Source organism: Corallococcus exercitus (genome assembly GCF_042231735.1).
GTDB lineage: Bacteria > Myxococcota > Myxococcia > Myxococcales > Myxococcaceae > Corallococcus > Corallococcus exercitus_B.
In genome coordinates this window covers 482,001-494,295 of record NZ_CP102577.1, presented here as the reverse complement: position 1 = coordinate 494,295, position 12,295 = coordinate 482,001, and the positions used below count along the sequence as shown (strand labels likewise).

Below are 12,295 nucleotides of genomic sequence, written 5' to 3'. Positions count from 1 at the left end.
TCCGCTCCTGCCGAGCGAGCGGCGCGCCTTCATGTTGGAGGACAGCGGCGCCCGGGTGCTGCTGACGCAGGCGGCGCTGCGCGACCGCTTCCCCGAGCCCCACCGCACGTCCGCGCTCTGCCTGGACGCGGAACGCGACGCCCTCGCGCAGGAGCGCACCGACGCACCGGCCTGCGGCGTCACCCCGCGCCACCTGGCGTACCTGCTCTACACGTCCGGCAGCACCGGCCTGCCCAAGGGCACCCTGGTGGAGCACCGGAGCGTGGCCAACCTCGTCACGCACGAGGCGCTGGCGTATGGCATCGGGCCGGGGGACCGCGTCCTCCAGTTCGCCAACCTGAGCTTCGACCTGTCGGTGGAGGAGATCTTCACCACGCTGTGCGCCGGCGCGACGCTGGTGCTGGCGCCGATGGAGAAGCTGATGCCGGGCGCGCCGCTCCAGCAGTTGCTGCGCGAGGAGGCCCTCACCGTCATCAGCCTCACGCCCGCGGCGCTGGCGGCCACGCCCGCGGACGGGCTGCCCGCGCTGCGCACCGTCATCTCCGGAGGCGAGGCGCTGCCAGCCGACGTGGTGGCGAGCTGGGCCTCCGGGCGGAGGTTGCTCAACACCTACGGCCCCACGGAGGCCACGGTGGTGGCCACGCTCACCGACTGCGTGGCGGACGGACGGGTGCCCGCCATCGGCAGGCCCCTGGCCAACGTGCGCGCCTACGCGCTGGACGCGCGCGGCGAGCCGGTGCCCGTGGGCGTGCGGGGAGAGCTGTACCTGGGAGGCGTGGGCGTGGCGCGTGGCTACGCGGGGCGTCCCGCGCTGACGGCCGAGCGCTTCCTGCCGGACGCCTTCTCGGGCGAACCCGGAGCAAGGCTGTACCGCACGGGCGACGTGGTGCGCTGGCGCGAGGACGGCACGCTGGAGTTCGTTGGCCGCGCCGACGCGCAGGTGAAGGTGCGCGGCTTCCGCATCGAACTGGGAGAGGTGGAGGCGGTGCTGCGCGCGGCCCCCTCGGTGAAGGAGGCGGTGGTGCTGGTGCGCGAGGACGTGCCGGGCGACCGGCGCCTCGTGGCCTACGTCGTCGCGGACGCGCCGGACGCGGCCGCGCTCCGGGAGCACCTGAAGCAGCACCTGCCCGAGTACATGGTGCCCGCGGCCTTCGTGGCGCTGCCCGCCCTGCCCCTCACCGCCAACGGCAAGGTGGACCGCAAGGCCCTGCCCGCGCCGGACTTCACCGGCGAGGACCGCGAGCACGTCCCGCCGCGCACCGGCACCGAGGAGCGGCTCGCCGGGCTGTGGCGTCCGCTCCTGGGTGTCCCCCGGGTGGGAGCCACCGACAGCTTCTTCGACCTGGGCGGCCACTCACTGCTGGCCACGCAGGCCATCAGCCGCATCCGGGAGGCGTTCGGCGTGGAACTGCCACTGCGCGCCCTCTTCGACGCGCCCACCGTCGAAGGGCTGGCCGCGCGCATCGACGCGGCCCTCGAAGGCCGGGGCATGCCGGCGCCTTCCCGCCGGCGTGAAGGCCCCGCGCTGTCCGTGCCCCTCCTCCCGCTGGAGGAGGTCGCGGCGCGCGAAGTGGCGAAGCCCACTCCGGTGGAGCCGGGCGAGGACTCCGCCAACGTCCGCCCGCTCACGGACGCCGAGCGTCGGCAGGTGCTGGTGGAGTGGAACGCGACGGCGGCCGACTTCCCGCGCGATGCCACGCTGCATGGCCTCATCGAGGCCCAGGTGGAGCGCACGCCCGACGCGGTTGCTTTGGTGTTCGAGGGCCGCACGCTCACGTACCGGGAGCTGGACGCGCGGGCCAATCAGCTCGCCCATGCCCTCATCGCGCGCGGCGTGGGGCCCGAGGTTCGCGTGGGCCTGCTGCTGGAGCGCTCCCTGGAGCTCGTCGTGGCCCTGCTCGCCACGCTCAAGGCCGGCGGCGCCTACGTCCCCTTCGACCCCGCCTACCCCGCCCAGCGCCTCACCTGGATGCTGGAGGACGCGCGCCCCGCCGTCCTCCTGGCCCAGGAGCACCTGCTGTCGCGTCTGCCCGCCCATGACGCCCGGGTGCTGTGCATCGACACCCAGTGGGAGGACATCTCGCTCCAGCCCCGGCATGCGCCTCCTCCTCGCGCCACCGCCGACGGCCTGGCCTACGTCATCTTCACCTCCGGCAGCACGGGGCGCCCCAAGGGCGCCATGAATGCCCATGGTCCCGTCGTCAACCGGCTGCTGTGGATGCAGTCCGCCTATGGCCTGGGGCCTTCGGACGTCGTCCTGCAGAAGACGCCCTTCAGCTTCGACGTCTCCGTCTGGGAGTTCTTCTGGCCCCTCATGACGGGTGCGCGCCTCGTCGTCGCCAAGCCCGGCGGACACCAGGACCCCGCCTACCTCGCGCGCCTCATCTCCGAGGCCGGCGTCACCACGCTGCACTTCGTGCCCTCCATGCTCCAGGTGTTCCTGGAGGAGCCCGGGCTGGAAGCGTGCACCTCCCTGCGCCGCGTGGTGTGCAGCGGTGAGGCCTTGCCGCTGGAACTCGCGGAGCGCTGCCTGCGACGGCTGCCGTGGGCCGGGCTGCACAACCTCTACGGCCCCACCGAGGCTGCCGTCGACGTCACCTTCCACCAGTGCCTGCCGGGTGAGTCGCGACGCTCCGTGCCCATTGGCCGGCCGGTGGCCAATACCCAGATCCGCCTGCTGGACTCCCGCCTGGAGCCGGTGCCCGTGGGCGTTCCCGGTGAGCTCTTCATTGGCGGCGTGCAGGTGGGGCGCGGCTACCTGGGACGCCCGGAGCTGACGGCCGAGCGCTTCATCCCGGATGGCTTCAGCGACTCGCCGGGCGCGCGGCTGTACCGCACCGGCGACGTGGCCCGCTGGCTGCCGGATGGCGCCATCGAGTACGTGGGCCGTGCGGACTTCCAGGTGAAGGTGCGCGGCCTGCGCATCGAACTGGGGGAGATTGAAGCCGCGCTGGAGCAGCACCCCGGCGTGCGCCAGGCGGTCGTGGTAGCCCGCGAGGACGTGGCTGGCGACAAGCGACTTGTCGCCTACGTCGTCCGGAGCAGCGGCACGGAGGCGGTGGAGGTCTCCGCGCTGCGCTCGCGGCTGCACGAGAAGCTGCCGGAGTACATGGTGCCCTCCGCCTTCGTGGTGCTGGAGGCCCTGCCCCTGACACCCAGTGGCAAGGTGGACCGCAAGGCCCTGCCCGCTCCCGAAGCCTCGCGGGTCCGCGTCCCCACCCGCCCGCCGCGCACCGACACGGAGCGCGAGCTGGCGGCGCTCTGGAGCCGCGTGCTTCGCGTCGAGGAACCCGGCGCCGAGGACAGCTTCTTCGACCTGGGCGGCCACTCGCTGAGCGCCACCCAGGTGCTCGCGCGTGTGCGTCAGCACTTCGGGGTCGAGCTCTCCCTGCCCGACTTCTTCGCGAGCCCCACCGTGGAGGCGGTGGCCCGCCGCATCGACGCGCTGGTGCTGGAGCGGCCCGCGGCGCCCGTGCCGCCGCTCCGCGCGCGGACCACGCAGGCCCCCGCGCCCCTGTCCTTCGCGCAGCAGCGCCTGTGGTTCCTCTCGAAGCTGGACCCCGACAGCACGAACTACAACCTCCCCACCGCCGTGCGTCTGGAGGGCCCGCTCGACGTGCCCGCGCTCACGCGCGCCCTGCGCGACGTGCTCCAGCGCCACGAGTCCCTGCGCACCACGCTCCAGGAGCACGGGCACCAGCCCGTCCAGGTCATCGCCCCGGAGCCTCCGCTGCCCGCGGTCTGGGCGGACGTCAGTGACCTACCCGCCAACGAACGCGAAGCCGCGCTCCAGCGCCTCGTCGAACACGAGGCAGGGCGGCCCTTCGACCTGTCGACGGGGCCGCTCTGGCGCGTGCTCCTCGTCCGGTTGGATGAGGCGCGACACGCGCTGCTCATCACCCTGCACCACGTCATCTCCGACGGCTGGTCCATGGGCGTCCTCGTCCAGGAGCTGACGACGCTGTACACGGCCCACGCGCAGGGACGACCCGCGAGCCTTGAACCGCTCGCCGTGCAGTACCCGGACTTCGCCCTCTGGCAGCGCGGGTGGCTGCGCGACGAGGTGCTGGAGGCACAGCTCGGCTGGTGGCGGGCCCGGCTCCAGGGCGCGCCCCGGACGCTGGAGCTGCCCACGGATCGCCCTCGCCCGGCCGCGCCGACGCTCCAGGGTGGCGCGCATGCGTTCCAGTTCCCCGTGGAGCTGTCGGAGGCGCTCCAGGCCCTCTGCCGCCAGGAGGGCGTCACGCCGTCCATGGTGGTGCTGGCCGCGTTCCAGGTGCTGCTGTCGCGCTACTCCGGCCAGGAGGACATCTCCGTGGGCTCGCCCATCGCCGGCCGCACGCACGCGGAGCTGGAGGGGCTCATCGGCTTCTTCGTCAACACGCTGGTCCTGCGCACGGACCTCGCCGGGGTCCCCAGCTTCCGCGCGCTGCTCGCCCGGGTGCGCGAGGTGACGCTGGGCGCCTATGCCCATCAGGACGTGCCCTTCGAGAAGCTGGTGGAAGCCCTGCGGCCCGAGCGCGTCGCCGGCCGCGCGCCCCTCTTCCAGGTGATGCTCGCGTACCAGAACGCCCCGATGCCCGAGGTGCTCGGGCCCGGGCTTCGGATGGGCTCGCTCAAGATCGAGCACCGCGCGGCGAAGTTCGACCTCGTCCTGTCCGTCAACGACCGGGGCCAGGGGCTGCGCGGCGTGCTGGAGTACAGCACCGACCTGTTCGACGCCTCGACGGCGGAGCGCATGATGGGCCACCTGCGCGTGCTGCTGGAGGGAGCGCTCGCGGGGCCGGATCATCCGCTCCACGCGCTGCCCCTGCTCACGGCTGGGGAGCGGCACCTGTTGTTCCGCACGTGGCGTGATTCATCCGCCGCCACCGCGAAGGACGCCGGCCTGCACCGGCTGCTCCAGGCCCAGGCCCGGCTCACGCCGGAGGCCGTGGCCGCGGAGCTGGAGGGCGAAACCCTCACCTGGTCCGAGGCACACCGGCGCGCTCGCGAGGTGTACCGGACGCTGGTCGCCCAGCGGAAGGTGGAGCTGCCCGCGCCGCCTCCGCTGGTCCCCGTGCCGCGCACGGGCCCGCTGCCGCTGTCGTTCGCGCAGCAGCGGCTGTGGTTCATTGATCAGCTGCAGCCCGGCACCGCCACGTACAACATCCCGTTCGCGCTGCGCGTGCGGGGAGCGCTGGACGTGCCAGCCCTGGAGCAGACCTTCCGCGCGCTCCTTCATCGTCACGAGGCCCTGCGCACCACGTTCGTGGTTCGTGACGCGGAGCCATTCCAGGAGGTCCATCCCGCCGGTGACTTCCACCTGACCGTGGTGGACCTGGGCGCGCTGCCCAGGGCCGAACGTGAGGCCGAGGCCCAGGGACGGGCCGCCGCCGAGGCCGTGCGTCCGTTCGACCTCGCGCGCGGGCCGCTGCTGCGCGCCTCGCTGATCCGGCTTGATTCGCAAGAGCACGTGCTGCTCTTGACGATGCACCACATCGTCTCCGACGGCTGGTCCATGGACGTGCTCGTGCGAGAAGTGGCGGGGCTCTACGGGGCCTTCGTCCAGGGCAGGTCCTCGCCGCTGCCAGCGCTGCCGGTCCAGTACGCGGACTACGCCGTGTGGCAGCGCTCGTGGTTGCAGGGAGAGGTGCTGGAGGCGCAGCTGGGCTACTGGAAGCAGCAGCTCACGGGCGCGCCTGCCCTGCTGGAGCTGCCCACGGATAGGCCGCGTCCCGCCGTGCAGTCCCAGCGCGGTGCGTCCCTGCCCGTGCACCTGCCGCTGTCCGATGCGCTCACGGACTTCTGCCAGCGTGAAGGCGTCACGCCCTTCATGGCCCTGCTGGCCGCCTTCCAGGTGCTGCTGTCGCGCTACTCCGGCCAGGAGGACGTCTCCGTCGGCACGCCCATCGCCGGCCGCACCCGGGGGGAGACCGAGGGCCTCATCGGCCTGTTCATCAACACCCTGGTCCTGCGCTCCCACGTCGCGCCGGACGCTTCGTTCCGGCAACTCCTGGCCCAGGTGCGTGACACCACCCTGGCCGCCTACGAGCACCAGCACCTGCCCTTCGAGAAGCTCGTCGAGGAGCTGCAACCGCAGCGCAGCTTGAGCCACTCGCCTCTCTTCCAGGTCATGCTCGTGCTGCAGAACGCGCCGGCCTCGGAGCTGAGTCTCGCCGGCCTGTCCTTCCAGCCGCTCGCGCGCGACTTCGAGGCGACCAAGTCCGACCTCACCCTGTCGCTCTCCCAGACGCCGCATGGCCTCACCGGCACCCTGGGCTACCGCACCGACCTCTTCGTGGAGGCCACCGTCTCCCGCATGGTGGAGCACCTGCACGTCCTCTTGGACGCCGCGCTTGCTTCGCCCGACTCACACGTCAGTGAGCTGCCGCTGCTGACGGACGCGGAGAAGAAGCTGCTCCTCTCGGACTTCGTCTCCACCGCGGCGCCGCTTCCTCCGCCGCGCAGCGTGCACTCCCTCTTCGAGCAGCGCGCTGCCCTCCAGCCGGATGCGCCCGCCGTGGCGTGCGACGGCCAGGTGCTCACCTACGGAGAGCTGGACGCACGTGCCAACCAACTGGCCTGGCACCTCCGCTCGCTGGGCGTCGGCACCGACTCGTGCGTCGCCCTGTGCCTGGAGCGCTCCGTTGAAACCGTCGTTGCCTTGCTGGGCGTCTGGAAGGCCGGGGGTGCCTACGTGCCACTGGACCCGGCTCAGCCTGCCCTACGCTTGCAGTCCCTCGTGCAGGAGGTCTCCGCGCCCGTCGTCGTTACGGTGGCCCGCCACGCGTCCGCGTTTGCCTCTTCCATCTCGCACGTCGTTCGCCCGGACGAGGACGCTTCGGTGCTTTCCGCGTCCTCCTTCGCCTCCTCTTCCAGCGCGCACGTCGTTCGCCTGGATGAGGACGCCTCGGTGCTCTCACGCCTGCGCACCGACGCGCCTTCGGGTGAGGCGCATCCGGGCTCCCTCGCCTACGTCCTCTTCACCTCCGGCTCCACCGGCAGGCCCAAGGGCGTCGCCGTCGCGCACTCCCAGCTTTCCACCTACGTCGATTCGGTGACGCAGCGTCTGGGCCTGGAGGCCTGCTCCAGCTTCGCGCTCGTCTCCACCTTCGTCGCCGACCTGGGCAACACCGTCCTCTTCCCCGCCCTCACCACCGGTGGCCTGCTTCACGTCCTCTCCCAGGAGTGCGCCTCCAGCCCCGCGGCACTGGCCGACTACTTCGCGCATCACCCCATTGACTGCATGAAGGTGGTTCCTTCGCACCTGGCCGCCCTTCTCACCGCTCCCGAGCCTCGACACGTCCTGCCTCGCAAGCGTCTGGTGCTTGGCGGTGAGTCCTCCACCTGGGCCCTGCTCCAGTCCGTCCATGCACTCGCTCCGGACTGCGAGGTGCACAACCACTACGGCCCCACCGAGACGACGGTCGGCGTGCTCGCTGGCCGCGTGCAGCTGCCTCCGGCAAATCCGACTCCCGCCTCCGTGGCACTGGGCTGGCCGCTGGCACACTCTCGCCTCTACGTCCTGGATGCTTCGCTGCGGCCCACTCCGCTGGGCGTCCCCGGCGAGCTCTTCGTCGGTGGCGCACAGGTGACGCGCGGCTACCTCGGCCGCCCTGACTTGACGGCCGAGCGCTACGTGCCGGACCCGTTCAGTCCTACCGCGGGCGCTCGCATGTACCGCACGGGCGACCGCGTGCGCTGGCTCGCGGACGGTCGAGTGGAGTTCCTCGGCCGCGTCGACTTCCAGGTGAAGGTGCGTGGTTTCCGTGTGGAGCCCGGCGAAATCGCCACCGTGCTTCGTGCTCTTCCTTCCGTGCATGAAGCCGTCGTCGTGGCTCGCCAGGACTCGCCCGGCGAGGCGCGCCTCGTCGCCTACGTCGTCGCGGACTCCACGGAACTGTCCTCACTCCGCGACGCCCTGAAGCAGCGGCTGCCCGAGTACATGGTGCCCTCCGCATTCGTCTTCCTGGAGGCCCTGCCCCTCACTTCCAACGGCAAGGTCGACCGCAAGGCCCTTCCCGCTCCGGAGGCTTCCGCGTCGAGCTCCGACTACGTGGCGCCTCGCACGCCCACGGAGGAGCTGCTCGCGTCTCTCTGGGCCGAAGTGCTGCATCTTCCCCGCGTGGGCTCACAGGATCAGTTCTTCGAGTCGGGCGGACACTCGCTGCTCGCCACACAGCTCGTGGCCCGCGTGCGTGCGGCGTTCGGAGTGGAGCTGCCCCTGCGCTCCGTCTTCGAAGCTCCGGTCCTGACGGACCTCGCGCGCCGCATCGACGACGCAGGGAAGCAGGCGTCCGGCGTGAAGGCACCTCCGCTCGTGCCGGCACCTCGCACGGGAGAGCTGCCGCTGTCCTTCGCTCAGCAGCGCCTGTGGTTCATTGATCAGCTCGTCCCCGGGTCGTCCACCTACAACGTCCCGTCCATCCTCCGCCTGGAAGGTGAGCTGCACGTCGAAGCCCTGGGCCAGAGCCTCACCGAGCTGGTGCGCCGCCACGAAGCCCTGCGCACCCGCTTCCCCTCGCGCCAGGGCCAGCCCTTCCAGCACATCGAGTCCCCCACCGACCTGCCCCTGCCCACGGTGGACCTCAGCCACCTGGGCGACGCAGCCCTCGACGAAGCCCGTCGTCTGGCATCCACCGAAGCCCAGCGTGCCTTCGACCTGGCCTCCGGTCCGCTCGTGCGCGCGCTGCTGCTGAAGCTCACGCCCACCGAGCACGTGCTCGTCTTCACCCTGCACCACATCGTCTCCGACGGCTGGTCCCGTGGCGTCCTCGTCCGCGAGGTGGCCGCGCTCTACGAGGCCTTCTCCGACGGCCGGCCCTCGCCCCTGCCCGAGCTGCCTGTCCAGTACGCCGACTACGCCCTCTGGCAGCGCTCGTGGTTGCAAGGCGAGGTCCTCGACGCCCAGCTCTCCTACTGGCGTCAGCGCCTCGCGGACGCGGCGCCCCTGGAGCTGCCCACGGACAAGCCGCGCCCCCCCATGCAGACCTTCCATGGAGACGTCGTCCCGCTGCGGCTGTCCGCGTCGCTCGCGCACGCCCTCAAGACCCTGGGCCGGAGTGGCGGCGTCACACCGTTCATGCTCCTGCTGGCGGCCTTCCAGGTGCTCCTCTCGCGCTACGCGGGCCAGGAGGACATCAGCGTCGGCACGCCCATCGCGGGCCGCACGCACGCGGAAACGGAGAGCCTCATCGGCTTCTTCGTCAACACGCTCGTCCTTCGCTCCCGCGTGTCCCCTGGCGCGTCCTTCCACCAGCTGCTCCAGCAGGTGCGCGAGGCCTCCCTGGGTGCCTATGCCCACCAGGACGTCCCCTTCGAGCGCCTCGTCGAGGACCTGAGGCCGCAGCGCGACCTGACGCGGCCGCCGCTGTTCCAGGCCCTCTTCTCCCTGCAGAACACCTCCATGCCCGCCGTCCAGCTGCCGGGCGTCGTCCTGCGCCCGCTGGACGTGGAAGGCCACAGCGTCAAGGCCGAGCTGGAGCTGTTCCTCTTCGAGACACCGGACGGCTTCGACGGTTCGCTCGGCTACAACACCGACCTCTTCGCCCCCGCCACGGCGCAGCGCATGGCGCGTCACTTCGGCGCCCTCGTCGAAGCCCTCGTCGCGCATCCGGAGGCGCCGCTCGCATCCGCATCCATGCTCTCCCAGGACGAGCAGCGTCAGGTGTTGCTCGACTGGAACGACACGCGCACCCACACCCCGCGCGATGCCACCCTGCCCGAGCTGTTCCAGGCCCAGGCCCGGCGCACGCCGGAGGCCGTGGCCCTCATCTCCGGTGAGGACCGCCTCACGTACCGGCAGCTCGATGAGCGCGCCAACCAGCTCGCCCATGCCCTCATGGGTCTGGGCGTCACTCCGGGCACGCCCGTGGCCGTGGGCCTGGAGCGTTCCTTCGACCTCATCGTCGCCCTCCTCGCCATCCTCAAGGCTGGCGCCGCCTACGTCCCCCTGGAGCTGGCCCATCCCCGTGAGCGCCTTGCCCTGCTGCTGCAGGACTGCGCCTCGCCCCTGCTGCTGTCCCACGCCTCGCTGGCGCAGCGTCTGCCGTCCTTCCCCGGCCGCACCCTCCTGCTGGACGACGAGGCCTCGCTCCTCGCGCGTCAGCCCACGCATGCGCCTGCTGTCTCCACGTCGCCAGACAGCCTCGCCTACGTGATGTTCACCTCCGGCTCCACCGGCAGGCCCAAGGGTGTCCTGGTGCCTCACCGGGGCGTCACCCGGCTGGTGCTCGGCAGCGCCTTCATCGACTTCGGCCCCGACGAGGTCTTCCTCCAGTTCGCCCCCGTCGCCTTCGATGCCTCCACGCTCGAAATCTGGGGAGCGCTGCTCCACGGCGCGAAGCTCGTCCTCGCGCCGCACCATGCCGTCTCCACCGAGGAGCTCGCGGCCCTGCTTCGTCATCACCGCGTGACGACGCTGTGGCTCACCGCAGCCCTCTTCGAGCAGATGACGCTGCATCAGGGCGAAGCCCTCGCGCAGGTCCGCCAGGTCCTCGCGGGTGGCGACGTGCTGCCCGCGGAGCGCGTGCGCCAGCACCTCTCCCGCCTGAGCCCGGGCTCCGTCCTCGTCAACGGCTACGGCCCCACCGAGAACACGACCTTCTCCGCCACGCTGACGCTCCATCCCGACACGCGCGTGGACGGTCCCGTGTCGATTGGCCGCCCCATCTCCAATGCCACGGCCTACGTGCTCGACACGCATCTGCGCCCGGTGCCCGTGGGTGTCTCCGGCGAGCTCTTCGTCGGCGGTGACGGCCTCGCCTGGGGCTACCTGAACCGCTCCGACCTCACCGCCGAGCGCTTCGTCCCGCATCCCTTCGCCACCACTCCGGGCCAGCGCCTCTACCGCACGGGTGACAAGGCCCGCTGGCGCGCGGACGGCACGCTCGACTTCCTCGGCCGCACCGACTTCCAGCTCAAGCTGCGCGGCTTCCGCATCGAACCCGGCGAGATCGAAGCCGCGCTGCGCCAGCTCCCCGCCGTCGCGGAGGCCCTGGTGCTGGCTCGCGAGGACGTTCCCGGCGACAAGCGCCTCGTCGCCTACGTTGTCCCGTCCATGCCTGCGTCCGAAGACCTGGCGGAGACGCTGCGAGTCCAGCTCCAGCAACAGCTGCCCGGCTACATGGTGCCCTCCGCCTTCGTCGTGCTGGAGGCCCTGCCCCTCAACGCGAACGGCAAGGTGGACCGCAGGGCCCTGCCCGCCCCGGACGCCGCCGCGTCCCACGGCCGCTACGTCGCGCCGCGCACGCCCATGGAGCAACTGCTTGCACAGGCCTTCGCGGAGGTGCTGCGCCTGGAGCGCGTCAGCGCCGATGCGGACTTCTTCGACCTGGGCGGCCACTCGCTGCTCGCCGTGCACCTGATGGCGCTCCTCCGCGAGCGCACGGGCCGGGCGCTGCCCCTGTCCGCGCTCTTCCAGGGCTCCACCGTCGAGCGGCTCGCAACGCTGCTGTCGCCCTCCGACGAGACCCGCGCGCTGGGCCCCAACCTGGCGCGGCTCGACACGGGGGACTCACAGCGCCGGCCGCTGTTCCTCGTGCATGGCGGCGGCGGTGGCGTGCTCAGCTACGCGGACCTCGTGCGCCACCTGGGCAACGAGCGGCCCGTGTATGGCGTGTTCGCGCCCGGCCTGGAGGACGGAGAGCTGCCGCCGTCGTCCATGGAGGCCCTGGCCCGGCTCTACCTGGAGCAGGTGCGCGAAGTGCAGCCCCACGGTCCCTACCGGCTCGCGGGCTGGTCCTTCGGCGGCCTGGTGGTCTACGAGATGGCGCGTCAGCTCCAGGCCCTCGGCGAGCCGGTGGAGTTCCTGGCGCTGCTCGACAGCCTCGCACCGTCGGGAGAGCCGGACCCGGAGCCGCCGCCGCTGATCCGTCTGGCCGCGTTCGGCAAGATGGTCGGGCTCCCCGTCCAGGACGTCCCCGCCTCCGAGCTCGAGCAACTGGAAAGCCTCGACGGCGAAGCGCTGCTGTCGCGGATGGTCCAACTCCTCCGGAACCTGCCTGCCGCTGGCGGGTTGGAGCCGGGACAGATCGAGCGCCTCTTCGCCGTCCACGAACGGCTGGGAGAGGCCAACCGTGGCTACGTGCCCGCCAGCCGCTACGAAGGCCCCGCCGAGCTCTTCCGCGCCGCGGTCCGCGCGAGCGACCCCAACCGCGCCGAGGACGAAGGCTGGAAGGCCTGGCTCCCGGGAGGCGTCTCGGTATGCCACGTGCCGGGCACGCACCTGACCCTCCTCGAAGAGCCCCAGGTCCCCACGCTGGCGGAACGCCTCACGGAGCGCCTGCGCGCCCTGGACTCCGAAAGCCGGTGA

The 12,295-nt window shown here is 71.8% G+C and carries 1 protein-coding gene (running past one end of the window); it reads left to right on the top strand.

What is annotated here, in order from left to right; genetic code table 11:
- Positions 1–12,295 carry the end of a non-ribosomal peptide synthase/polyketide synthase gene (locus tag NR792_RS02210; RefSeq protein WP_375758405.1) on the top strand. It extends 23,987 nt beyond the left edge of the window, so only the last 12,295 of its 36,282 coding nucleotides appear in the window; its start codon lies beyond the left edge, outside the window; the stop codon is at positions 12,293–12,295.